The 23,786-nt window shown below is 55.0% G+C and carries 20 protein-coding genes and 1 tRNA gene; 11 read left to right on the top strand and 10 right to left on the bottom strand.

The annotated features are described in order from the left end of the window. The first annotated feature begins 61 nt into the window (after positions 1-61). Positions 62-1,912, top strand: a complete 1,851-nt coding sequence (locus MWC30_RS05020) for a M48 family metallopeptidase (RefSeq protein ID WP_244083062.1) — start codon at positions 62-64, stop codon at positions 1,910-1,912. A 178-nt stretch (positions 1,913-2,090) separates the two neighbouring features. Here MWC30_RS05020 and MWC30_RS05015 read toward each other — a convergent pair whose 3' ends face one another. Next, a complete protein-coding gene (locus MWC30_RS05015) occupies positions 2,091-3,167 on the bottom strand; it encodes a DUF2333 family protein (protein WP_244083061.1) in 1,077 nt (358 codons plus the stop codon). A gap of 43 nt (positions 3,168-3,210) precedes the next feature. Further along, positions 3,211-3,594, bottom strand: a complete 384-nt coding sequence (gene queD / locus MWC30_RS05010) for a 6-carboxytetrahydropterin synthase QueD (RefSeq protein ID WP_244083060.1) — start codon at positions 3,592-3,594, stop codon at positions 3,211-3,213. A gap of 311 nt (positions 3,595-3,905) precedes the next feature. Between queD and MWC30_RS05005 the strand changes: the two genes are divergently transcribed. Together MWC30_RS05005 and MWC30_RS05000 are read left to right on the top strand one after the other, a co-directional pair. Next, positions 3,906-3,982: transfer RNA gene (locus MWC30_RS05005), tRNA-Met, on the top strand. Between the two features lie 170 nt (positions 3,983-4,152). Beyond that, positions 4,153-4,440 carry an integration host factor subunit alpha gene (locus MWC30_RS05000; protein WP_244083059.1) on the top strand — a complete coding sequence of 96 codons (288 nt, stop codon included), beginning with the start codon at positions 4,153-4,155 and terminating at the stop codon, positions 4,438-4,440. A gap of 163 nt (positions 4,441-4,603) precedes the next feature. On the opposite strand, the gene MWC30_RS04995 is transcribed toward MWC30_RS05000, so the two are convergent. The 5 genes from MWC30_RS04995 to MWC30_RS04975 all read right to left on the bottom strand — a co-directional run bounded on the left by MWC30_RS04995 (position 4,604) and on the right by MWC30_RS04975 (position 10,143). Further along, on the bottom strand, positions 4,604-5,926 hold the full coding sequence (locus MWC30_RS04995) for a carbohydrate porin (protein ID WP_244083058.1): 1,323 nt from the start codon (positions 5,924-5,926) through the stop codon (positions 4,604-4,606). A gap of 312 nt (positions 5,927-6,238) precedes the next feature. Then, complete coding sequence (locus MWC30_RS04990; RefSeq protein WP_244083057.1) at positions 6,239-6,997, bottom strand: energy-coupling factor ABC transporter ATP-binding protein; 759 nt, start codon at positions 6,995-6,997, stop codon at positions 6,239-6,241. Further along, entirely contained in the window at positions 6,994-7,806 is an 813-nt protein-coding gene (gene cbiQ / locus MWC30_RS04985) for a cobalt ECF transporter T component CbiQ (RefSeq protein WP_244083056.1), read from the bottom strand. Before cbiQ ends, MWC30_RS04990 begins: the two co-directional genes overlap by 4 nt. 139 nt (positions 7,807-7,945) lie before the next feature. Then, positions 7,946-9,001, bottom strand: coding sequence for an energy-coupling factor ABC transporter permease (locus tag MWC30_RS04980; RefSeq protein ID WP_368860800.1), 1,056 nt, complete (start codon positions 8,999-9,001; stop codon positions 7,946-7,948). Between the two features lie 299 nt (positions 9,002-9,300). Further along, on the bottom strand, positions 9,301-10,143 hold the full coding sequence (locus MWC30_RS04975; protein ID WP_244083054.1) for a rhomboid family intramembrane serine protease: 843 nt from the start codon (positions 10,141-10,143) through the stop codon (positions 9,301-9,303). Between the two features lie 346 nt (positions 10,144-10,489). On the opposite strand from MWC30_RS04975, the gene MWC30_RS04970 reads away from it, so the two are divergent. The 6 genes from MWC30_RS04970 (at position 10,490) to MWC30_RS04945 (ending at position 18,623) form a co-directional block, all read left to right on the top strand. Continuing rightward, a complete protein-coding gene (locus MWC30_RS04970) occupies positions 10,490-10,969 on the top strand; it encodes an HPP family protein (RefSeq protein ID WP_244083053.1) in 480 nt (159 codons plus the stop codon). A 44-nt stretch (positions 10,970-11,013) separates the two neighbouring features. Beyond that, complete coding sequence (locus MWC30_RS04965) at positions 11,014-11,916, top strand: CBS domain-containing protein (protein WP_244083052.1); 903 nt, start codon at positions 11,014-11,016, stop codon at positions 11,914-11,916. A gap of 215 nt (positions 11,917-12,131) precedes the next feature. Next, positions 12,132-13,757 (top strand): ATP-binding protein, encoded by a 1,626-nt coding sequence (locus tag MWC30_RS04960; protein WP_244083051.1) that lies wholly within the window; start codon positions 12,132-12,134, stop codon positions 13,755-13,757. Between the two features lie 12 nt (positions 13,758-13,769). After that, complete coding sequence (locus MWC30_RS04955) at positions 13,770-14,222, top strand: response regulator (protein WP_244083050.1); 453 nt, start codon at positions 13,770-13,772, stop codon at positions 14,220-14,222. 49 nt (positions 14,223-14,271) lie between these two features. Beyond that, complete coding sequence (locus tag MWC30_RS04950; protein ID WP_244083049.1) at positions 14,272-16,821, top strand: PAS domain S-box protein; 2,550 nt, start codon at positions 14,272-14,274, stop codon at positions 16,819-16,821. Positions 16,822-17,006: 185 nt separating this feature from the next. Then, positions 17,007-18,623: a fumarate hydratase gene (locus MWC30_RS04945; protein WP_244083048.1), complete on the top strand. Its 1,617-nt coding sequence runs from the start codon at positions 17,007-17,009 to the stop codon at positions 18,621-18,623. Between the two features lie 140 nt (positions 18,624-18,763). Here MWC30_RS04945 and MWC30_RS04940 read toward each other — a convergent pair whose 3' ends face one another. Further along, a complete protein-coding gene (locus MWC30_RS04940; protein ID WP_244083047.1) occupies positions 18,764-19,891 on the bottom strand; it encodes an NADH:flavin oxidoreductase in 1,128 nt (375 codons plus the stop codon). Positions 19,892-20,178: 287 nt separating this feature from the next. Here MWC30_RS04940 and rpiA point away from each other — a divergent pair, with 287 nt between their 5' ends. Continuing rightward, positions 20,179-20,874, top strand: a complete 696-nt coding sequence (gene rpiA / locus MWC30_RS04935; RefSeq protein WP_244083046.1) for a ribose-5-phosphate isomerase RpiA — start codon at positions 20,179-20,181, stop codon at positions 20,872-20,874. A 100-nt stretch (positions 20,875-20,974) separates the two neighbouring features. After that, a complete protein-coding gene (locus MWC30_RS04930; protein ID WP_244083045.1) occupies positions 20,975-21,682 on the top strand; it encodes a TVP38/TMEM64 family protein in 708 nt (235 codons plus the stop codon). Between the two features lie 134 nt (positions 21,683-21,816). Here MWC30_RS04930 and MWC30_RS04925 read toward each other — a convergent pair whose 3' ends face one another. After that, positions 21,817-22,239: a universal stress protein gene (locus MWC30_RS04925; RefSeq protein WP_244083044.1), complete on the bottom strand. Its 423-nt coding sequence runs from the start codon at positions 22,237-22,239 to the stop codon at positions 21,817-21,819. A gap of 383 nt (positions 22,240-22,622) precedes the next feature. Continuing rightward, the gene (locus MWC30_RS04920) at positions 22,623-23,723 is read right to left on the bottom strand and encodes a 6-phosphofructokinase (RefSeq protein WP_244083043.1); all 1,101 of its coding nucleotides are present in this window, start codon (positions 23,721-23,723) and stop codon (positions 22,623-22,625) included. Positions 23,724-23,786 lie beyond the last annotated feature (63 nt).

Here is a 23,786-nt window from a genome sequence, read left to right as displayed (position 1 = left end):
GATGTGTGGCCGGCCGGCCCCCTGGTCAAACTTGCGTTGAACCGCCGATAGCAGACCGATCATGTACAGCCAGCTCATTTATTTCATCGTCGCACTGATGCTCTTCAGCATTCAGCAGCCGGGACACAAAGCCTCGTTTCCTCCGTTGCCCACGCTCCTGGCGGCAATGGGAATCGTGCTCCTGTACACTTCGCTTTGCCGCGCGGCCTTTCGCCGCCTCCTTTTCGCCGCGTGGCAGGATGCCCCGCAATCTGCATTGAGCTACCGGTACCACCGGATGCAGTCCCGGCTCTCCATTGTGGCCATCGGAGTCTTCGCCCTCCTTGTCTATTTTCTCAATATCAAATTTTACCTCCAACTGATCCCGGGCTTTCAAAAGTTCCTCACCCTTTCAGAAGCCTCCGGCTTGGCGATTTATCTTTTGCTCCTTGGGATCATGTGGTTCTTCAGCTATCCGGTCTATCGGCATATTACCCGCTCAGAGCTTGGAATCACGGAATTCATGAAGGGTCAGTTCTCGCTTCAGGCCGCCATACTCTTCCCGTGGTTTTTCCTCTCCGGTTTACTGGACCTGTCTGAATTTGTGGAGGCGACCTCATTTCTGAAATCCGATTCGGGCCAGGGGGTGTCGCTCCTCATCATCCTTCTGACCTTCATCCTTTTCGCGCCGTTTTTCATCGTGCGCCTCTGGGGATGCCGGCCACTCCCTCAGAGCCCGTTGCGGGAAGAACTGGAGGGCTTCATCCACGCCCATCGCTTCAAAATTGGAAATTTTCTCCATTGGCCCCTCCTGGGAGGTGAAATGCCGACGGCCGGCATCATGGGCATTCTGCCGCGGCTGCGTTACATTCTCATCACCCGCGGCCTGATTTCTCTTCTCTCCATCGATGAACTGAAAGCCGTCGTGGCCCACGAAATGGGACACGTCAGGCGGCATCACCTGTTGTTTTACCTCCTCTTCTTCCTTTCTTATTCCGTCATGCTCTATTCCCTGAGCGACCTGCTGCTCCTGGCGCTGTTCCGGAGTGATGCTTTCCTCGGGTGGGCTTTGAAAGACGACGCCATCCATCTCACCCTCTTTTCCGCTATGTACAGCATCCCCATCCTGGTGCTCATGGTTGTCTATTTTCGCTATATCTTTGGCTTTTTTTTACGAAACAGTGAAAGGCAGGCTGATCTCTACGCCATGCAGCTCATCGGGCATCCGTATACACTCATTGCATCGCTGAAGAAAATTGCGGTACAAAGCGGTCACATCGAGGATCTGCCGAGCTGGCATCACTTCAGCATTCGCCAGCGGGTGGAGTTCCTCCTTCGATCCCATGAGGACCCTACTCTTGTCACGAGGCACCATCGCAAGCTCTACGGGATGGCGGCACTCCTGTTCACCACCATGGCGGCCATCACTTTTGGGGCAGGGCATGTGGAAGACTCTTCTCTCGTGAAAAACTGGCGGGCTGACCTGCAGGTCGAGATCCTGACAGAGGAAATCTTGAGGAAACCGGAAAATCCTGAATTTTATGCGGCTTACGGCGGGGCACTTTTGGAAAAGGGCCGCATCGCCGAGGCCGAAACCGTCCTGTTAAAAGCCATGGAGAAATCCCCCAGGAACCCGACGATACTCAACAATCTGGCCTGGCTGTATGCCACCTCCCCCCCACCTCATTTCGATCCGGCGAGGGCTCTCGAGCTGGCCCTGGCTGCAGTGGCCCTGGAGCCCGCACCTCATGCCCTGGACACGCTGGCGGAAGCCTACCATGCTACGGGCCATCATCAGGAGGCCCTGCAAACCATCGAGAGGGCTTTGGCAGCGGATCCCGAAAACAAGGCTTATTTTCAGGGGCAGCGGCAGAAGTTTCTCAGAGCCCTGGAAAGCAGTCAAAAGACGACGGCTGAAGAGAGCGACAAATGAAACTCCTCCGGCGGCATCCCTCGCCCCCAATGTTACTGATTTACTTTCGTCATTCCGGCGAAAGCCGGAATCCAGGAATATAAAGACTTTTTGTACCCCGGTTTTCACCGGGGTGACGTTAAGGCAGCACCATCGTCCTCGCCCCGCCGTGCAGCGGACCGAATAGCCGCTCCCGGGATCAGAACTGAGACATGATCCCCAGCAGGTGAGTGACCTCGCTCAGGGGAGCGTTGATGTTGGCACGGTGGTTGGCGATAAAACCATCTAAATTACCGTCCGTGATGAGCCAAGGATCCATCTCCTCCACACGATACAGCTCGTGGATGATCTCATCCATCACATCGATGCCGTAGAGTGTCATGCCGAGCTGATTCTGGAATCCCACCCGCACGACCCGCAGGATTTCGTAATAAACATGGGCCACTCCCTTGGCATAGTAAAAATAATCGTCCGATTTGAAGAGGCTGACGTTGGACAGGATGAGGGTCTTGTTGACGTTACCCAACAGATCCTTGTAGGAGGAGAGCAACGCAAGAAGCGTATCTTTGCGATAGTAAAAATTGCGCTTTCCCGTCTTCAATTTGACCAGGAAGTTTTTCAAATGATCCACAGCTTCACTGTAAGAGGTCTCCGCAGAAGGAAACCAGAACAGCGTGGCCCGGTTCATGAAGAGGTTCAGGGCCTGTTCCAGTTCCGGATCGTACACGTCGGCATCCCCCATGCGGGTCAGGCTGTCTTTCAACCGCAGCGTGGTGAAACGAAGGGCCTCCAGGACGCCCAACTGGTAATAATTGATGTTGTCCGTGAACAGTCCGACCACGATATCGTTGGGACGCCACCCGAAGAAACGGCCGTGCAGCTCGGCATCCATGAGGTTGATCATGGTTTCCACGAAAGTGACACCGGGAATGGGAGAGATCTGGGGCAGCTGTGGCCCATGCTCCCCATGGGCTTCAGCTGCCGCTTCATGGGGCACGGGAAGCTCTTCCCCGGACTTCAGGGATTCCAGCTCTTTGGCGGCAGACCCTGGAGGAACGGGCGATGGGTTAAGGGTTGGGGGCTCCTTGGCCGTCTCGTGTCCCCCGGCAGCGGCAGGCATTCCGGGAGTTGCTTCTCCGCCCGGACCGGCTGAGGCATGGACACTTCCCCACTGCACCACCCAAAAGGTCAGTAGACAACACAACAGGAGTAACCCGCGTCTTTGCGGTTCAAATCTCACCTGACAGCCATCGACATGTCCAATCGGAACTCCCATTGTCGCCACTCCTTTTCTATGGTCCTTCTATCGTAACTTTGAATCATTCATACATGAAGGTTGCAGAGGCGTCAGCCGATTCCCAGGCCGAAACTCGATAAAGCCAGCGATTTTCGTTGTCGAGCTTTTCGGACAATCGTTCGAACAGGTAACGGGCAATGTTTTCGGAAGAAGGATTTCGATCTTTAAAAAAAGGCAGATCATTCAAATAGAGGTGATCCACCTCGGACAGGATCTCGCGAGTTGCCTGCTTGACTTCCCCAAAATCCACCAGGACTCCACAGCCTTCCAGTTCCGTCCCCCTCAGTACGACTTCCACTTTCCAGTTGTGGCCGTGGAGATTCTCGCACTTGCCTCGAAAGTTTCTGAGCTGGTGGGCCGCCGCAAAATCACTGATGATCTTGACTTCATAAATCCCTTTTTTCAAGACAGATTCTCCTTGTGAACCTCATTCTTTTTCAGAGCAGATGTCCCAAGAGACCGTTCCCCAGCCCGAAAGTGTCGGCTCAATTGTCGCATCCAGGGAACCGGGCAGAGCCGGATGGGATTGTTGGGAGCCCACTGGCTGAAAAACAGCAAAAAGCCCTTTCCTTCAATGGGTTATCCACATTTAACTGAAAGGTATTTTTTTGTCAATCTCAATCCCGCCTGTCCTTTCACGAGTGGTTTCGCCGAAAATAATGTTCATTTTGCTATTGACGGAGATGCATTTTTCTTTTACATATCTCCCTGCTCAGCGGCGGTGTAGCTCAGGTGGTCAGAGCATACGGCTCATATCCGTAGTGTCCGGGGTTCGAAGCCCTGCACCGCCACCAAATGAAAACGACGGGGTTCCAAACTTGGTCTGGAGCCCCATTTTTTTGTTGAAAAACAGCGAATTATCCATTAATAGATTCAGAGCGGCGTGTTTTGTGGCGGGATGATCGAGAAGTCGCGGGGCGGTTCATCTTCCAGAAATTGGATCAAGGAACGAAAGGGACACACAATGACACTGACGAAGGCACATATTGTCGAAAATTTGTTCGCCAAGAATATTTTCACCAAGACCGAGTCGGCACAAATCATTGAAACCCTTTTTGAAATCGTCAAACAGACCCTTGAGACCGGGGAAGACGTACTCATCAGCGGATTCGGCAAGTTCAGTGTCAAGGAGAAGAATCAGCGTCGCGGCCGCAACCCCCAGACGGGCGACCCTATCATGCTCTCACCCCGTAAGGTCGTTACGTTCAAGTGCTCCGGTGTTCTGCGTGAGAGGATCAACGTGGGCAAGTGATTGGGGGTATGCCTCCTACCCGCAATGCCGCCTCCAAGGGAAATTCAGTTTCGTCCTGCGGGCGAGAGGCTGATGTACCATGATCACTTCCCATACATGAACGCACGGGGTTTATGGCTGCAATTCCTCAACAGGGTCGGCCCCCTCATCTCAATCTTTCCTGTCAGAATGAAAATTCCCCTCGTAACATACCCGCGAAAACTCCGTCATTGTCGTCGTTGCCGAGAGGATTGAGCACGTACTGGATGTCGGGACTGATGGCGAAGTGCTCCGCCAGAACAATGCGGTAGTAGGCTTCCATGTGAAATTCAGTGCCGTCCTTGGGGTCTTCGCCGCTGCCTTTTAGCCCCGCCAGGCCGATTCCGAGCTCATCATTCTCCCGGCAGGGCAGGATTCCCTTGAGGTTTGCTCCCACGGACCAGAACCATTCCACCTCGTAGGCATCCTTGTTGCTATACCCCAGCCGAGAGAAAAGCCCCACCATATCCGTAATCTGTTGATCCATGCTGATCCCGACGCCCCAGCCGGCTGTTTCGGAATCTCCATGTGAAACGGAATGCTCATGGAGCGCGTCCCAGGCATAGACACGGTAATTCCCCTGCCGCCCTCCAAACTTGGGAGACCAGGCCAACTCGCCGGCCACCAGAGGCGTGGTGAAAATATCGTCCCAGATGCTCTTTTGCTCTTCGTCCGAAGCATTGGGAAATGTCGAGGAGGCACAGAGCGCCGTGAAGGTCAAGGTTTCAAGGGGAGTAATAGAAGCTGCCACGATGGGACCGTATTCATCCTCACTGTCGAGCACGGGGTTGTTCACGAAAGGCTTTCCCACAAACTGCGTTATCTCGTCATTGGCAAAAGTGTTGTTGTCGATGAAGACCAGGGGTTCCGTCTTGCCGATGGAAAAAAGCGCTTTGCCCCCAAAAAATTCATGCGCATAGTAGGCTTCCAGCAAGCGGAAAGTCTCGTCATCGCTGTCATCGGCAATGGTATTGAGATTGGCAAAAAGCCGGTCTCCCAGATTCTCATCCGCCCCCCTTCCCTCTCCCACATGGGCCCTCATGAAGAAGCGACCGTTTTCAAAAAGATCCATTCCGGGCTTCCAGGTCAATTCGAGATCCGCGCTGATTCCGGCTCCCGAGGAACTGTCGATATGCTCGTCCTCGATCTCCACGGAAGGAGAACCCTGGTAGAAAGGAACCGCCCTGCCATGGAATTCCAGCCCCAGCTTTTCCTGGATCTCTTCCTTCACTTCCGTCAGGCGGGGCTTCACTTCCTCGGCCCCCTCCCGACTCTCGGCAGCGTTCTCTGCTGCAAGCGTCTCCTTCTCCTTGTCCGCCGCCTCCACCTTGGATTCCAGTTCCAAAATCCGCTGCTTGAGCATCTCCACTTCTTTTTTAAGGGGCTCGTCGTTTGCCTCGGCACAATTCACCGGACAGAATGCCAACAGTGCTGCAGTCAACAAAAAAATCATCTGTCTCAACGCCATACCTGCCTCCTCAAAGTTTTCTCGGATCCAATTTAAAAATTCCATGTAAATACAAAATGTTATAGCAACAAAAAAAGCCACGAAGGCTTTTGACCCGGATGGGTCGAAAGCCTTCGTGGCTTCATTGTCCATTCAGTGAAAATGAATGGAAGAACCAGTCTTTCTATGGAAGGACCCTGCCTCAGGCGGATTGGATCACCGGGGTGAGGGCAGCCCGTGATCAGCCATGCTGAGGCAATCCCGGCATTCGTGCCGGCTGTTTTCGTGTTTTGCTACGGACAGAATAAACCCTGAAAAATCCCTCCGTCCATGCTATGCACGGACCGGATTGCACACCGGGCATCCCTGGAGCCGCAGCGGCTTCTCGAGACTGCAGGCGTGGAGGAGCGGCTCGTTCTGGAGGATCTCCTCCGTAGGTCCGTCGGCGGCAATGTGTCCCCCCTTGAGAATCATCGTCCGACCGCAGACATCCAGGACCATATCCAGGTCATGAGTAGCGATGATCATGGTGTGCTCGAAGCTCTTGAGCAAATGAATGAGCTGCCTGCGGGCCTTGGGATCCAGGTTGGAGCTCGGTTCATCCATGATGAGAATGCTGGGCCCCATGGAAAGGACGGAAGCGATGGCGACAGCGCGCTTTTCTCCGCCGGAAAGCCTGTAGGGGGGACGGTTCCGCAGGTGCGCGGCTCCCACGGTGGCGAGGGCTTCCATCACCCGATCCTCGATTTCGTCGGGAGGGAGGCCCAGGTTGAGGGGGCCGAAGGCCACGTCATCGTAAACCGTGGGCATGAAAAGCTGATCATCAGGATCTTGAAAAACCATTCCCACCGTCTGCCGCACATGGGGCAGCGTCTTTTTGGTCAGAGGGAAATCCCCCATCCGCACCGTGCCGGCCTCGGGGATCAGGCACCCGTTCAAATGAAGCAGGAGCGTAGACTTGCCCGCACCGTTCGCCCCGATGAGAGCGACCGACTCACCGTGAGTGATGCGAAACCCCACACCGCCCAGAGCGGCAGTTCCATCCGGGTAGGTGTAGTGCAGGTCTTTCACTTCCACAATGTGATGGCTCATCCAAGAACCTCCGTCACCAGCAGGCCCATCCACTGGGGAATGTTGACCAGGCGCATGAGAATGAAGAGGCTCGACCAGCCCGCAAGAAAACCCATGTCACGCCACGAAAATTTCAAGGGAACGGGAAGACGAAGCTCTCCGGTGAAGCCGCGGCAAAGCATCGCCTGGTGAATCCGTTGTGCACGGTCCATGGTGCGCAGCAACAAATGCCCGATCATGTAGCCGAAAACCTTCACCTCTGTTCCCTTTATGCCGAAAGACCGCAGGGAGCGTGCCCGCACCATGCGCGCGGCTTCATCGGTGAGCACAAAAAGATACCGGTAAAGAAAGGTGAGCTGTACCGCAAAACTATTGGGAGCTCCCAATTTTTCCAGTCCTGCGCCTATGCCGTTCATCCCCGTTGTGGCCACGAGCACCAGGGCAGCACCCACTGTCAGGCCAAAGCGGAGCATGATGGAAGCAAAGGAAACCCACCCCCCGGAGATGCCCACCGGTCCGAGGTGTATGAGGACCTCGCTATCGAGAAGCGGATTGAAGATTCCCACAAAGAATGCGAACGGTGCCGCCAGGAGTACCTTTTGGAAGAGATAACCCGGGGGAAGGTTCGCCAGAGCGATGAGCACCACGGGGTAGAGCGTGAAAGGAACCAGGGCGGTTACTTCGTGTTTGGGAAAAGAAACGACGATAAAAATGAATATGAGGGTGGTGACGATCTTGGCGCGGGGATCCAGTCCATGAATGAGAGTCCGCTGGGATGCAAGGGCATCCAGGCGGCTGATATCAAGGAAGGAAGATTCGATTTTTGGCATGCAGCGGTGTCTCAGTCAAAAAGGCACAGCAGACCGGCAAGCCTGCCGTGCCCATGGTCCATGGATTGAAACAGTCATCGATGATGTGGGGGCGATCAAGAAATGCTTTCAACCGCCGCCATTTTTCATGCGCCGCGAATCAAGCCCGCTGCTGATACCTTCTCAAACCGAAACCGATCAGTCCGGCCATGGCCAGGGTCAACATGGCACCGACGATGCCCGAAACAGATGTTCCCCCGTTGACGGAAGGCCAGGATTCCACTTCCTGGACTTTGGCTGCCGGCTCCCGGGGAACGACCTTATCCTGTTCTTGCTCCTTGAAGCCGTAGTCGGGCAAAAAGGCCGTCGCCTTTTGTGCTGCAGCCAGCAGAGCATGGAGCCCGTGCTCCGGCGCTTCCAGTTCTTCTTTCCCCGAAGTGCGTGCCATGGACCATTCCAGACCGTCGGGGCTGGCCGAGGCAAACCAGGAAAGCACGCCTGCTGTAATGAATGCCACCGCCAGCAGCCCAACCAGTACGGGCTTCAAAGAAACCCGCGTCAGCGGCTCCGGTGCTGCAGCCAATTCCATGACTTCCGGACGGGCCTTCCACACGAAAGTCACGACAGCGGCTGTCGCCATTCCCTCCACGATGCCGATGGCCAGGTGAATGGGCTGCATCACGAGCAGAAAGGTGGAGAAGGGCAATTCAGATATGCCCGAAAAGAATGTTTCGAGCACCACGCCCAGGGCTCCCATTTGCAGCGCCAGAATGGCGGAAATCATGGAGCCCGTCAGGATACGCCTGGCGTTTGCGCCTGCACCCACAATATTCCTGAAGATGAAAGGGTATGCAACGAAGCACGGGAAAAAGCCAAGATTGAAGATGTTACACCCAAGCGCCAGAAGACCTCCATCTGCAAAAAAGAGTGCCTGGACCGTCAGGATGGAAGCCATAGTGAGAAAGGCGGCGTAAGGCCCCAGGAGAATCGCCAGGATCATTCCACCTCCCAGGTGCCCGCTCGACCCTGTGGCGGGTATGGTGAAATTGATCATTTGGGCAGCAAAGATGAAAGCCCCCAGGACCCCCATGAGCGGGACTTTGCGGTCATCCAATTCTTCCTTGACCTTCCGGGCGCTGTAAACGGTCAGTCCAGCCGTGGCCGCCCACATGAGACCACCAACTGCAGGGGAAATCAGTGCATCCGCCATGTGCATCGCATCTGTTCCTTTCGTTCAAAAGCATTTATTCCAGACGATTCACCAAGACTCCGCCGAAGAATCGCCGCCCGAACCGACAAAAAAAGGCCAAAAATATCTCCTTTCGGATCCATTTTTGGCCTTCATGACCTGACTCTCGATTGCAAATTTCTTTAATTTGTCGCGCACATTCCTGGACTGGAAAGGCTTCATGCCCCCGGTTTACCGCACCTTACACAGGCGGTGGATCCGTGTCAACAGGTTTCTGTCGAGGGGAGCTCGGGACACTTGCAGGGCAACACCATGTCTACCGGGGTTCAGAAAAAGTTCAGCAGGACCCCGGTCAAGACGGCAAAGCAAAGGACGACTGCGCTTGCCAGCGCGCACGAACCGGCCAGCGTTTTATGGAGCAGGGTCTCAGGGGTTCTCTCCCTGTACCCCAGCAGGAATCCCAGCACGATTCCCGCCAAAAGCCCACCGCCGTGCGCCCAGTTGTTGATGCCGGGAAACAGCAGTCCGAAGGCAAACAGGCCGATGACCCACCCGCCGATTTGCTTGTAGATAGCTTCACCGTAAATCCCTCCACGGCTCTTTCCATAATAGAGCCCCGCCCCGATCAGCCCGCACACCGCAGCCGACGCCCCAAGAGTGAAAGCAACCCCGGCGACATATGAAACCACATACCCCAGGACTCCAGCCAAGGTGTAGATAATGAACATGCGATAGGGTCCATATTCCGCAATCACAAGTGCACCGATCTGCTTGAGAGCCATCATGTTGAAAAGGATGTGGAGGATGCTCGCATGCAGATAGTTAGCGGACAGCAGCGTCCACCAGCGGTGAAACCGGGCGATGGGAATCGAACCCGTTGCCCCCAGGAGCAGGAGGCTCTGATTGTCTGGGGATAAAAAGGAAAAAGGGCTCATGGAGAAGCCCATCCCGCGTGGATTGAGCAAAAGCGACAGAATGAACATCCCCGCATTGACATAAATGATGGTCTGAATGAGCTGGTCCGGATTCTGGAATCCCCGCATCCAGGGGTTATTTTTCCAGCGTGATCCGGGATTGCTGATGCCGCAGTAAGGGCACTGGGGCTCATCTTCACTGATGAGCTTCCGGCAGTTGGGACAGAGGATGGAATGCCTTCCATGTTCTTGCACGAGTTGAATCCCCTTCAATAGGGTTCGGCAGTTAAGGGATTTCAATGCATGGGAATCTCATCCTCGCGAAGGGACGCAAGGGAGACACCCCACAGAGCTTCTGTTGATAACATCGACTCCCCGGGTTGTAAAGGACCGACTCCCCATGGGGTCGGGTATGTAACAGGAGGGCAAAAATAAGATGCTCCTGCGGAGGAAGGGGGACATGGAACTTCCGACGGCAACCTTTTGGAATATGGATTAAAACGTTGACACGACGACCTGAGATGATACATTGATTGGACTGAAAAAAACACTAAATCCCTTTCCACATTTTTCGTGTCCATTCAGCCCGAAAGGGGCCTCCATGACCGTCACAGCCCGCGATGTTATGGATACCGTTTTCTTTACCCTCCGACCCGGCATGTCTGTTGCCGAAGCCGTCAAGATTTTCAAGCTGGCCAGTGAAGAACAGAAATCCAAGAGCTTTGGTCTTCTGGTCACCAACGATCACTCAGAGCTCGTGGGGATGGTTTCCATGTTTGACATCCTCCTCCTCATGCGCCCCAAGCACATTCATATCTGGGGAGAGATGAACGACATGGACGTTGGAGGCTTTCTGGACGAAACCTGCCGCCGGGCCAAGATTGTACGGGTGGAAGACATCATGACCACCGACCTGACCTCGATCACCCCGGATACGCAGCTTCTTTTCATCGTGGACATCATGATCCGAAAGCACATGCGCCGCATTCCCGTCCTGGAAGACGGAAAACTTGTCGGGATCGTGTACATTTCCAAGGTGTTTTACTACCTCATGGAGCGATCCGGCTGCGAGACCACCTGATCTCTTCAGGCCGCCTTCACCGCATCATTTTTTGTGAGCTGACCATGCCCATCATCGACAAAAAAAGCGTCCTGAGTGGTCTCAAGGTCCGAGACGCCATGCGGAGGATTGCCACTCATCTGCATAAACAAGCATCCATCAACGAGGCAGCCAAGCTGCTCATCAAGTTCCGCATCAACTCGCTCCTCATCGTCGATGCAAATGACGAAGTCATCGGGGTGGTTTCCAAGACCAACATCATGGGAGCCTATTACGCGGGCATACCCATCGAGACACCCCTTGAAGCCATCATGATGCCGTCCCCAGTGCTCTGTTCTCCTGAAGACACCCTGGAATCCGCTCTCGACCTCATGCGCACTCACAAGGTTCACCGCGTGTTTGTCACGGGAGATGATCCGAAGCAGGCATCGGGGGTCTTGGCCTATTACGACATTTGCGGACTGCTCTACAGGTATTGCCATAGGTGCGAAAGAAATGTAGCCCGGCCACGGGCGAGTCTTTCGGACAGCAGCATGGCAGATGCTCTCCGGGTCCACGAGGTCATGACTCCTTCGGTCTTCTTCAACCGCAAGGATGAAAGTATCATGACCATCATGGAAGGTCTCGAAGCCGGCAACGTGGGCGCGGTGCTCATCTTGAGCCGCGAGGGGCAGCCCGTGGGGGTGGTTTCCAAAACGGATCTGCTCATGGCCTACAAACGCGGGATCTCTCCGGAAGATCCCGCAAAATCCATCATGAACAGCCCGGTCCGGTCATGTGATTACGACGATCCGCTGGTTCTCGTCATACGAGAAATGGTTTTTGCTGACGTTCAAAGGCTCTTCATTCACAGGGAAACCCCTGCAAACATCGTGGGGGTGCTCTCACTCTCGGATGCCGCCCGCATTCGATCGGGGTCTTGCCGTGCCTGCCTCAGCAGCCGCATCGAGGTTTTGGACGGCCCTTGACCTCCCCGCATCAAATATGTATCTGCCGGACCCACTCCCCGGCTACTGCCCCCCTTTTGACGCTTTCGAGCTTAGAGAAGTTTAGACATATAGGGGTTGGAAAACTTCTGAAAGTGCGTTACTATTTGTACATTTTGATCGGATAACTATTTAAACTTTCAATGAAATTAATGAATGCTATGCCTGTTCACGGTCTAAGAAGAATGTTCCCCTGGATGGCCCTGCTTTTTTTCAGCGCCATCGCTGTGCTGTTGTGGCAGGCACAAAACAGGCATGAACGCCAAATGATGCTTCACCTCCTGGAAACCACCGCAGACCAGCTCCGGATACGCATTGAAGGGCTCATCCACGCGCGCATCGCATCCCTGGAAATTCTGGCCGACCGGTGGGTGGAGCGAGAGCCCCCCGATTTCAGGAAAGAGCGTTTCCTGGCGTTTGCCGCCTCTTTGTATCGACGCTATCCCGGGTTCACATCCCTCCACTGGATGGACCCCGAAGGCACCGTCCGCTGGGTTTACCCCGAGCATGAAAATTCCCAGGCAAACGGAAAAAATGTTTCTGCGCATGAGGATCCCCGCTACGCTGAAACCCTTAAGAAGGCGATGGAAGAACGGCATTACGCCGTGACGCCCGCCATGGATCTCTACGAAGGAGGAACCGGGTTCGAAGTGCTCCTTCCCCTGATGCACGACGACAGACTCCAGGGCTACCTGGCTGGGGTCTTCCGCATGGACACTCTGCTGAATATTTCCGTGTCCGGTAAAATCTTTGAGACCTTTCGAGTCATCCTTTCCGAGGGGGAGCAAACTGTCTATGACTCGCGGAAGACACTCGGAGGGCATGGGGAAGCCGGCGGATCCGACCCGCTCCAGGTGGTCCGGGAAATTTCTTTTGCCGATCGGACATGGCAACTGCGTCTCGAGCCCACCGGGGAGCTCCGCAGTGCGGAACGGACACCCAATCTCGCCTACCTCGCCTTTGGACTGGCCTTGTCGGGAGGCCTTGCACTTCTCCTTCACCAGCTCATCCGACGCGTCGAGCTGTACAAGGGATCCCGGGACCTGGCGCTCCACGAAGTCAGCGAGCGCAAGAAGGCGGAAGACGCTCTGCGGGAAAACGAGAAAAAACTGAAGGCCGCCATGAACGAACTGAGTGCCGCCAACGTGGAGATGGAATCTTTTGTCTACACGGTCTCTCACGATCTCAAGACACCCATCGTCACCATCGAGGGATTCATCGGGGCACTGAGAGAAGATTACGGACAGGTTCTGACAGGCGATGCGGAGAAATATCTTCGGTACATGAGCGATGCCGCCCTCAAGATGGAATCTCTCATCAACGACCTGTTGAATCTCTCGCGCATTGGCAGAATGACTGAAGAGAAAACGCTTTTTCCCATGGGACCCATCGTCCACCAATCGCTGGAGCTGTTGAAGCCTCGAATCGACGCCCGCGGCATTCAGGTCACTGTCCAGGAAAACCTCCCGGAGGTGTATGGCGAAAGCAAACGCATCGCCCAGGCAGTGGACAACCTGCTGTCCAATGCCGTCAAGTACATTGGACCAGACAATCCCGCGCCGCGCATCGAGATCGGGGTACGGAAAGAGGACGGGGAGAACGTCTTCTACATCCGCGACAACGGCATGGGGATCGAGGAAGCCTATTTCGAAAAAATATTCAAAATATTCCAAAGGCTTCCATCGGCAAAGCGGGTGGAGGAAGGGACCGGCATGGGATTGACCATTGTCAAACGCATCATCGAGTACCATGGCGGCAGGATCTGGCTGGATTCCAAGCCCGGTGAGGGAACGACCTTCTTTTTCACCCTCGGTTCATCTTAAGGATTTCTTGCCATGAACAGTTATTCAGCTCATGTTTTGATCATCGAAGATGAGGAAGCTCATGCGGAGCTGACCAAGCGGGCCATCCGCAAAGCCGGGCGGGCCACCCGCATCGATGTTGTGGGCGACGGTGAACAGGCCCTTGAATATCTTTTCAACCAGGGCGCCTACAGCGACCGCACGGAATACCCTCCCCCATCCCTGATCCTCCTCGACCTGAAGCTCCCCGGCATCGACGGTATCGAGGTTTTGAAAAGGATCAAGGAAGACGTCCGATTGAAAAAGATCCCGGTGATCATGCTGACGACGTCTCAGAGAGAAGAGGACATTGCGGCATCCTACAGTCATTATGCCAACAGCTATCTCACCAAGCCCGTGGGATTCAAGGAGTTCGAAGACAAAGTCATGCAAATCGATTACTATTGGATGAGCCTCAATGAATCACCGAAGACAACCGATAAATAGGCATGTATACAGGCATGGCATGCGGACAGTGTACGGAACCTGAAAGGTTATGAAATTGGAAGAACCGCTGAACATAGTCATCATAGAAGATGAGGAACCTCATTTTCAGCTCATGAAGCGAGCGATCCTGAAGACATATCCCCATTCCAATGTCCACTATTTTGAAGAAGCGACGGCATGCTTCGAGAAAATCAACGAGATTCACCCCGATATCATCATGGTGGACTACCTGATGCCGCGAATGAACGGCATCGAATTTTTGGAAGCTCTTCAGGCCGGGGGCATGAATATTCCTGTCATCATGATCACCGGGCAGGGCGACGAAGGGATCGCCGTCAAGGCCATGAAGCTCGGGGCTTCGGATTACCTGGTAAAATCCTCCGATTTCTTTGCCCAGGTTCCCCGCCTCATCGAGCGTGTCATGCGGGAGAGACACCTCAAGAATACCCTGGACGAAACGGAAAAGCGCTTCAGAGACCTGGCGGAAGGGACTTCAGACTGGATCTGGGAAGTGGACATGGAAGGTCGCTATGTCTACTCCAATCCCATGGTGGAGCGTATCACGGGCTACACGACGGAAGAGATTCTTCAGAAGCACTTTTACGACCTCTTTCCGACCAAGGAGAAGGAAAGCCAGCGGCGCGTCACCTTTCAAGTCATGCAGGAGGGAAAGCCTCTCACCGGCTTTGTCAACCGTATCCTGCACAAACAGCAACGGGAAGTCATTCTGGAAACGAACGGCGTCCCCATCGTGGACAAACTGGGGAAGCTCTGCGGATATCGGGGCATCGACCGGGATATCACGCGGAGAAAAAGAACGGAAGAGGCCCTGCGGGAGAGCGAGGAGCGCTTCCGGAGCATCTACGAGGAATCCCCCATCGGCATCGGACTCTATAGCGCATCGGGCACCCTCATCGACGTCAATGAGGCAAGCCTCAAAATTTTCGGCATTTCCGATGCCGCGCGTCTTCAAAAGGTGAATCTTTTCAAGGACCCCAATCTGCCGGCCGGCATGGGCGAAAAACTCCGCCAGGGCCAAAGCGTGCGTTATGAAATCCCCATAAACTTCAGGAAAATCAGGGAGCAGAATTTTTTCGAAACGCGGAAGACCGAAACCATCTATGCCGATATCCTGATCACTCCTCTCTACGATGGTGGCCAGATCCAGGAGTATTTGGCCCAGATCCAGGACATCACGCACCGCAGGCGGGCCGAAGAGGCGCTCAAGATCTCTCACCAATTTCTGGAAATTTCCAACAGAGACCTGGACATGCCCGTGCTCCTCCAGGAATATGTGACGGAATTGAAGCGATTCACTCAGTGCGCCGCTGCGGGAATACGCATCCTTCACGAAGATGGGAGCATACCGTATCAGGCATGGGAAGGCTTTCACCCCGATTTTCTCGAACAGGAAAACCTTCTTTCCACGGCCTGCCATGACTGCCGGTGTACCAGCATTGCCGGAGGAAAATCGGATTTCCACTGGTCCTGCAGCACCCGCGGCGGATCATTGCACATCTCCAGCAGCTCCCGATTTCTCGCCAGCCTGACTGCAGAGGAAAGACGGAACCTCCGCAACAAATGCAAGGAGTTCGGTTTTGAGACGCTTGTATTGATCCCCATCCGCTGGGAAAATTCGATCCTCGGTCTGATCCACCTGGCAGATCCCAGAGAAAATGCCGTCCCTCTTGAAATGGTGGAGGTGCTGGAAGGGGTTGCCATGGGACTGGGAACTTCCATTAAACGCGTCCAGGCGAAAGAGGAGCTGAGCCGGGCTCATGATGAGCTCGAACTGAGGGTACAGAGGAGAACCCGAGAGCTTGCTCTGGCCAACAAGATGCTGACGGAAGAAATCGAAGAGCGCAAAAAGGCGGAAGAAGCGCTCCGCCAAAGCTCTGAAAAGCTGAAACTTTTTGCCTACTCCGTCATGCACGACTTGAAAAGCCCGGCCATAGGCATTCACGGGCTGACGAAGCTCCTGCAAAAGCAGTATGCCTGCCAGCTGGATGAAAGAGGAAAGCGTTATTGCGATCAAATCACCAAGGCATCGGAGCTGAGCGCGGCCCTGGTGGAAAAGATCAACAATTACATTGCCAGCAAGGAAGCACCCCTGGAGATGGAAAGGCTGCATTCCTCGGACTTGTTCCAATTCATACGGAACGAATTCACTGAACGGATGCAGGAGCGTCACATTCGATGGACTGAGCCGGAATACGATGTGGAGATATTGGCAGACCGCCTGTCACTGCTCCGGGTCATCCGGAACCTGGTGGACAACGCTTTGAAATACGGAGGCGAAAAGCTTTCATGCATTCGCATCGGCCACGAGGCGTCCCACGATTTTCATACCTTTTCTGTCGAGGATGACGGCATCGGGATCAAGAAGGAAGACTGTGAAAAAATTTTCGGCCTCTTCAAACGCCACACGAGCTCCAGCGGTGTGGCGGGAACGGGCCTGGGGCTCAGCATCGTGCGGGAAATCGCTGAGCGGCACGGAGGCAAAGTCTGGGCGGAGCCCGGACAGGGAGGTGGAACCGTCTTCTACATTGCCCTTCCTCGGAAGGAGCCTGAAGAGCGATCCCTTTCCCTGGTCGGATGATCCGTGCAGCAACGGTCATGAAAACGACGGTGTCCACCCCCGTCAATAAAATCCCCCTGCCCCCTTTGCAAAAGGGGGGAAAACGCAACGCTTCCCCCTTTATCAAAGGGGGATTGAGGGGGATTTTCACGGTAATCAGCATGTTGTCGTTGAGTGCGAAACAGAACACGCATAAGGAGCAAAAAATGCCCGAATTCACGTATCAGGATCCCTTTCCCCTCGGAAAAGACAACACAAAGTACAGACTGCTGAGCAAAGATTATGTTTCGGTCGCCAATTTTGAAGGAAAAGAAATCCTCAAGGTCGATCCCGAAGGGCTGACTTTCCTCGCCAATAACGCCATGCGGGATGTTTCTTTCCTGCTCCGGCCCGCACACCTGGAAAAAGTGGCCGCCATTCTGGATGATCCTGAATCTTCACCCAACGATCGTGGTGTGGCTGTCGCCATGCTGCGGAATGCCGAAGTCGCCGCCAAAGGAGTCCTTCCCCTTTGCCAGGACACGGGAACGGCCACCATCGCCGGTAAGAAGGGCCAGCAGGTCTGGACGGGCGTCAACGACGCAGAATATCTTTCCAAAGGTGTATACAAGACCTACACGGAAGAAAATCTTCGGTATTCCCAGACCATACCCCTGAACATGTACGACGAGAAGAACTCCGGCACCAACCTTCCCGCTCAGATCGACCTCTATGCCACGGACGGCATGGAATACAAGTTCCTTTTCGTAGCCAAGGGGGGCGGTTCGGCCAACAAGACCTACCTTTACCAGGAAACCAAGGCTCTGCTGAACCCCGCAAGCCTGGAAAAATTCCTCGTGGAAAAGATGAAAACCCTCGGCACGGCAGCGTGCCCCCCCTATCATCTGGCCTTCGTCATTGGCGGGACATCGGCGGAAGTGTGCTTGCGCACGGTCAAGTACGCATCCACGGGCTACCTGGATGCTCTGCCGACCGTGGGCAATGAAGGGGGCCAGGCCTTCCGTGATTTGGAACTGGAAGAAAAGCTGCTCCAGGCCGCCTGCAAGTGTGGCTTTGGAGCCCAGTTCGGCGGCAAGCACTTCGCTCTCGATGTGCGTGTCATACGCATGCCCCGCCACGGAGCCTCCTGCCCTGTGGGCATGGGAGTATCCTGTTCGGCGGACCGAAACGTCAAGGCCAGGATCAACAAGGACGGCATCTGGCTGGAAGAGCTCGAAGCCAATCCCGGCCGTTTCATCCCCGAGAAGTACCGTGGCAAACACGAGCATGGGGTCGTGAAGATCGATCTCAATCGCCCCATGAAAGAGATCCTCGCCGAGCTGACACTCTACCCCGTGACTACCCAGCTCTCCCTTACGGGCACCATCATTGTCGGCCGCGACATCGCCCACGCCAAGCTCAAAGAGCGCATCGACAGAGGGGAAGGACTGCCCCAGTACATGAAGGACCATCCCATTTATTACGCGGGTCCCGCCAAGACGCCGGCGGGCATGCCCTCGGGCTCCTTCGGCCCCACCACGGCAGGCCGCATGGACTCTTATGTCGATCTTTTCCAGGCCCACGGCGGTTCCCTCATCATGATCGCCAAAGGCAACCGCAGCCAGCAGGTGACGGATGCGTGCAAGAAGCACGGCGGCTTCTACCTGGGCTCCATCGGCGGTCCCGCCGCACTTCTGGCCCAGGAGAACATCAAGAAGGTCGAGGTGCTCGAATACCCCGAACTGGGAATGGAAGCCATCTGGAAAATCGAGGTGGAGGATTTCCCGGCTTTCATCCTGGTGGACGACAAGGGGAACGACTTCTTTCAGCAGCTCACCTGCTGAAATGGCTGAATAGGTGAAAAACTTCATTTTCACGCGGAGCCGCAGAGGGCGCAGAGTCTATTGCCACTTGCTCTTCACCGCGCTCTCCGCGTCTCTGCGTGAGTCAAGAAGGGCAACTTTTCAAGCGAAGCAAGTATAGTTTACTGACTTTCCTTCGCCCTGGCCTTTTCCTTCGCTTCCACGACGCAGTAGAGGCCTTTCCCGGTCATGGCCGGTTTGAAGCACTGGTTATCCGAAAGGCAGGTCGACTTGCGGGTATCGCCCGATTTCCACCGGTTGACGAGGTGCGGTTCGCGGATGAGAGGGCGCGAAAGGGAGACGAAGTCCGTCAGTCCCTCCTCCACGAGCTTTGCAGCCACCTCGTAGGACCGGATGCCCCCCACAACCATGAGGGGTATTCGGATCTTTTCCTTGAACAGGCGGGCTTCCTGCCGGTAGTAAACCTCTTTGTCCGGTGATTCCAGCTTCCCTACCCGCACGGGACTGAGCTTTGCCCCGGAATGAGCGGTTCCTCCACTCAACTCGACGGCATCCATCCCGGCCTGTTCCAGGAGGGAAGCCACGCGGACCATTTCCTCGGCGCTCAGGCCTCCTTCCACAAAGTCCTGGGCATTCATCTTGATGAGCACCGGAAAGTCGGGGCCTACGGCTTTGCGTATGCTGTCGTAGACTTCCAGGACAATGCGCGCCCGGTTTTCGATGCTTCCGCCATAGGCATCCTGTCTTTTATTGTAAAAGGGAGACAGGAACTGGCTCAAACAATAGCCATGGGCGCTGTGGATCTGGACGGCATCGAAACCGGCCCTCTTTGCCCGCTCGGCTGCCTGACGGAAGGCATGGACAAGGCGGGAAATGTCTTCCAGGGTGGCTTCCCGGCCACGAGACCCCTTTTCTCCCTCCCAGACGGAGGGGCCGAGCGGGGGCAGACCTGTCAGCGCCTCTGCGGCGTTACAGCCGGCATGCGCCAGTTGGAGGGCTATTTTGCCGCCGGCGTGGTGGACGGCAGCCGTCATGCTCGCCAGAGCGGGTATCAGAGCGTCGTCATAAATCCCGAGCTGCCCGGGTCCTGCCTGTCCCTCGCGGCTGACATACGCATGCCCGGAAATGATCAAACCGACTCCTCCTTCCACGAGCTGCACCATATAATCGGTAAGCTTTTGAGTGCAGGAACCATCTTCTGCCGCCATTCCTTCCCAGGTGGCGGAACGCACGAAACGATTCTTCAGGGAGAGACTGGAGATGCGCATGGCATCGAAAAGATTGGACATGATCTGCCTTCCTCCATCAGAAAATGTTTTTGAAATTTAATGGGATCAAAAGGTTAAACTCCCATTCCAGGCTTATCATCATCACATGAGTACTTGCTTTGCACCACAAATATGAGCACAATACTTCAAATACAAAAAAAGCGAAAGGACAGCTGGCGCCGACAGGCTCCGGAGCATTTGAGTCCTCACGAGACAGCGAAATTACGGTCATCTCCAGAACAAGCTTCTGCAGAGGACGATGCGGAAGCGTTTTTCATCCAAACCTTTTGAGGTGGACGCCAACAGGTATGCACAAGGATTCGAATCAAGAGCTGAAACGGAAGGCCGCCATCAAAGCGGTGGAATGCATCGAAAGCGGTATGGTCGTGGGAATCGGCCATGGCAGTACCGCCATGGAAGCGCTTCATTGCCTGGCGTCTCATTTGAAAGATGGCCGGCTCCAGAGCATAGTGGCTGTGCCCTGTTCGACCCTGATGATCCAGGAGTCACAGCGCCTGGACATCCCTCTCAGCACGCTGGATGAACATCCCGTCGTGGATCTCACCATCGACGGCGCGGATGAGGTCGATCCACAGCTGAATCTCATCAAAGGGGGAGGCGGTGCTTTTTTGCAGGAAAAAATCCTGGCGGAAGCCAGCCGACGGGAAATCATCATCGTGGATGAAACGAAGCTCTCGCCGACGCTGGGGATGCGCTGGGCCGTCCCCGTAGAGGTCATCGACTTCGGCTGGCGGTCTCAGGCCGATTATCTCGAAAGTCTGAGCGCCCGTGTGCGGCTGCGTCGCGATGCCTCGGGCAGTCCCATCCGGACGGATCAAAACAACCTCATTCTGGACTGTAACTTTGGCCCCATCACGGATCCCGCAGCTCTCGCCGTCCGCATCAAGGGGCGCGCCGGCATCGTAGAGCACGGTCTTTTCCTCAGCCTGGCCTCGGAAGTCATCGTTGGCTGCTCCAACGGGGTGCGTCGGCTCACGAGATAAAGATCACCCCGGATGGATGAGGAAACATGATGAACCCCACAGCTCAAGGACATCCTGCCTGGCGCTCGCGAAGCGATGCGCTCCATGTAAAGGAAGCTTCATGGAAATGACCTCGTGCCGACCCGTTGAAAACCGTCGAAGCACTTTTTTGAAAGCGTTTATACTTTTCGCCCTCATCCTGACGGCCTACATCACCGTTCGCCATACCCCAGCTCGTCACTATCTCGACGGTGAGGTTCTGACCGCGTTCGTAGACAGCGCCGGTTTTTGGGCGCCTGCCGTTTTTCTTCTCATTTATACGGTGGGCGTCACTCTTTTTGTCCCCGCCACGGTTTTCATGGCCCTCGGAGCCGCTCTTTTCGGGCCTTACTGGGGATTCCTCTATCTCATGGCAGGCGCTCTGTGCGGGGCTACAGTGGGATTTTGTATCGCACGCTACCTCGGGCGTGGGTTCATTGCGTCGGTAGGGGGACCCTGGCTGAGGAAATACGATGAAGCCATCGCCCGCAATGGCTTTGCCACAGTCCTCTACCTCCGCCTCATGTATTCCCCCTTTGCTCCAGTGAACTTCGGGATGGGACTGAGCAAAATCAGCTTTTGGGACTACTTCATTGGAACCGCCCTGGGCATTTCCGTTGAAACCTTCGTCTTCAGCTCACTCTTCGGGACTCTGCGGCAAATTTGGATGTCAGGTAACTGGCAGGAGCTTTTTTCCCTCAAAGTGCTATCCCTTTTCGGCCTTTTTGCCGCTTCATTTCTAATTCCCGTAGTCGTCAAAAAATTCAGCCGAAGGAGCGGAGATGTCTAAGACGATGGAAAATCGGAGGAAATGCCCTTGCTTTGAAGGGAGGGCGATGCATTCCTGCTGGAAGTCGCCGGGACGGCGGAGCCTTTTTGCTCCTGCCGTCCATGACGTGCATGAGTCTGAAGGAAAAGGACGCCTCACCGTTTGACGATGAGAATGGGCGCCTTGCATTTACGAACGACTTTTTCGGCAACGGAGCCCATCAGCGCATCCAGAATGTTGCTCTTTCCATGAGAGCCCATGACCACAAGGGAGAAATCACCGATTTCCTTCTCCATGGCCAGGATCTGCGCGAAGGGAACCCCGACCCGGACGAAGGTCTGGACCCTCAGTCCGGCATCCTCCAATTCCCTGGCCAGGTCGGTCATGCTCTTTTGCGATTGGTCCTTCAACTGCTCCAGAATTGAGTCGACGTAGCCAGCCTCGATGAGGGTTCGATCATCGATGGCATGCAGTGCGACCACCTCCTCAGCACCGGCCGCTTTCAATTGTTTGATATGCTCCAGAGCCTTCTTGGAGATGTCCGAAAAGTCTGTGGGAAAAAGAATTTTCTTAAACATTTTCATTCCTCCTTTGGTCAAAAGATGCGCTGCGCAGTGGTGAGAAAGGATGATAAACTTTAATAAATATCATATCCCAACCACCGCCGGCGTCAACTCTCTGTTCAAAGGCTCTGAGATTGACACTTTATGCAGCCGCCGGCTCGTGCTCAGAGATCGGTATCTGCACCGAACCTTCGAAGGGCAGGAGTAGCCCAGACCCTCTGCCACCCCTGAATAAATGTACTTCGTGAGGTATAAAATTTTAGAGTGGATGAATCCCGGTTTTTTGTAGGAGCGGCATCCTGCCGCGACTGGCTTACCGTCGCGGCAGGATGCCGCTCCTACAAAGATGAAGATTTCAATCCTCAATGCGTATAGTTTGTCTTGACGAACGTTTTTGTTCAGGCATTCAATTTGGCGCCAAAACTGGTCCCTACGGAAAGCGCCGTCCTGATGAGGGGGGAATCCAGGGGCACCAGCCGCTGCCTCCCAGCCACATCTTTCAGAGGCACCGCCACCATTTGGGTTCCATTCAGGGCTGCCATGTGATTGAATTGTCCCGTGGCGACGAGGTCCATGGCTTTCACGGCCAATTGGGTCCCCAGCAACCGGTCGCTCGGCGATGGAGAACCTCCCCTCTGCACGTGGCCCAGGATAGCAACACGGCACTCAATGCCCGTTTCTTTTTCCAATTGGTCGGCAATGACGTGGCTGACTCCTCCCAAACGCACCGGATCGGGACTGTCTTCCACGATGCGCTTGATCGTCTGCTTCCCCCCTGCAGGCAGGGCACCTTCAGCCACTGCAATGATGCTGAAGCGTCGGCCGAAGTGACTCCTTTTTCGAATCATGCTGGTGATTTCTTTGATATCGTATGGAATCTCCGGGATGAGAATGACATCGGCACCGCCTGCTATCCCGGATTCCAGGGTGAGCCAGCCGGCATTTCTTCCCATGATTTCCACCAGCAGCACCCGGTGATGGGACTGGGCGGTGGTATGCACCCGGTCCAGTGCTTCCGTGGCAATGGCCCGCGCCGAATCGAATCCAAAGGTGATGTCCGTTCCTTCGATGTCCTTGTCGATGGTTTTGGGTAATCCCACAATTTTGGCGCCTTTCTCAGCGAGCAACCCCGCAATGGTCATGGTGCCGTCCCCGCCGACACAAATCAAGGCATCGAGTCCGAGATCCTCATACAGCTCCATGCACTGCTCGGATACATCCACCTTGACCGGCTCGTTGCACTCCGTCACGGTAAACTCAAAGGGATTCGCCTTGTTGTCCGAGCCGAGGATGGTTCCGCCCTGGGTAAGGATCCCGGACACGCTCTCGAAGCTCAAAAGGCTGAACCGCTTTTCAATGAGTCCCAAAAATCCGTCGTGGAACCCGATCACCTCCATGCCATGTTCATTGATGGCGCATTTAGTGACGCCGCGGATGACCGCGTTCAATCCAGGACAGTCGCCCCCCCCAGTCAAAATGCCGATTTTCTTCTTGCTCATGCAGCCCCCCTTCCTTGCTTCTTGTCATAATTGTTCCATCAGTAATCTCTTTGTAAGCGTGAC

It is taken from the genome of Desulforhabdus sp. TSK, assembly GCF_022836495.1.
Lineage (GTDB): Bacteria > Desulfobacterota > Syntrophobacteria > Syntrophobacterales > Syntrophobacteraceae > Desulforhabdus.
The sequence above is the reverse complement of the archived record's forward strand: the minus strand, read 5'-3'. Positions and strand labels throughout refer to the sequence as shown.

What these genes read in the sequence shown, in the direction of transcription:
- MWC30_RS05000 (WP_244083059.1), top strand. Translation starts at nt 4,153, where the DNA reads ATGACACTGACGAAGGCACATATTGTCGAAAATTTGTTCGCCAAGAAT.
- MWC30_RS04950 (WP_244083049.1), top strand. Translation starts at nt 14,272, where the DNA reads ATGAAATTGGAAGAACCGCTGAACATAGTCATCATAGAAGATGAGGAA.
- MWC30_RS05015 (WP_244083061.1), bottom strand. Translation starts at nt 3,167, where the DNA reads ATGGGAGTTCCGATTGGACATGTCGATGGCTGTCAGGTGAGATTTGAA.
- cbiQ (WP_244083056.1), bottom strand. Translation starts at nt 7,806, where the DNA reads ATGCCAAAAATCGAATCTTCCTTCCTTGATATCAGCCGCCTGGATGCC.
- MWC30_RS04945 (WP_244083048.1), top strand. Translation starts at nt 17,007, where the DNA reads ATGCCCGAATTCACGTATCAGGATCCCTTTCCCCTCGGAAAAGACAAC.
- MWC30_RS05020 (WP_244083062.1), top strand. Translation starts at nt 62, where the DNA reads ATGTACAGCCAGCTCATTTATTTCATCGTCGCACTGATGCTCTTCAGC.
- MWC30_RS04955 (WP_244083050.1), top strand. Translation starts at nt 13,770, where the DNA reads ATGAACAGTTATTCAGCTCATGTTTTGATCATCGAAGATGAGGAAGCT.
- rpiA (WP_244083046.1), top strand. Translation starts at nt 20,179, where the DNA reads ATGCACAAGGATTCGAATCAAGAGCTGAAACGGAAGGCCGCCATCAAA.
- MWC30_RS04930 (WP_244083045.1), top strand. Translation starts at nt 20,975, where the DNA reads ATGGAAATGACCTCGTGCCGACCCGTTGAAAACCGTCGAAGCACTTTT.
- MWC30_RS04995 (WP_244083058.1), bottom strand. Translation starts at nt 5,926, where the DNA reads ATGGCGTTGAGACAGATGATTTTTTTGTTGACTGCAGCACTGTTGGCA.
- MWC30_RS04970 (WP_244083053.1), top strand. Translation starts at nt 10,490, where the DNA reads ATGACCGTCACAGCCCGCGATGTTATGGATACCGTTTTCTTTACCCTC.
- MWC30_RS04980 (WP_368860800.1), bottom strand. Translation starts at nt 9,001, where the DNA reads ATGCACATGGCGGATGCACTGATTTCCCCTGCAGTTGGTGGTCTCATG.
- MWC30_RS04925 (WP_244083044.1), bottom strand. Translation starts at nt 22,239, where the DNA reads ATGTTTAAGAAAATTCTTTTTCCCACAGACTTTTCGGACATCTCCAAG.
- MWC30_RS04920 (WP_244083043.1), bottom strand. Translation starts at nt 23,723, where the DNA reads ATGAGCAAGAAGAAAATCGGCATTTTGACTGGGGGGGGCGACTGTCCT.
- MWC30_RS04990 (WP_244083057.1), bottom strand. Translation starts at nt 6,997, where the DNA reads ATGAGCCATCACATTGTGGAAGTGAAAGACCTGCACTACACCTACCCG.
- MWC30_RS04965 (WP_244083052.1), top strand. Translation starts at nt 11,014, where the DNA reads ATGCCCATCATCGACAAAAAAAGCGTCCTGAGTGGTCTCAAGGTCCGA.
- MWC30_RS04940 (WP_244083047.1), bottom strand. Translation starts at nt 19,891, where the DNA reads ATGTCCAATCTTTTCGATGCCATGCGCATCTCCAGTCTCTCCCTGAAG.
- MWC30_RS04960 (WP_244083051.1), top strand. Translation starts at nt 12,132, where the DNA reads ATGGCCCTGCTTTTTTTCAGCGCCATCGCTGTGCTGTTGTGGCAGGCA.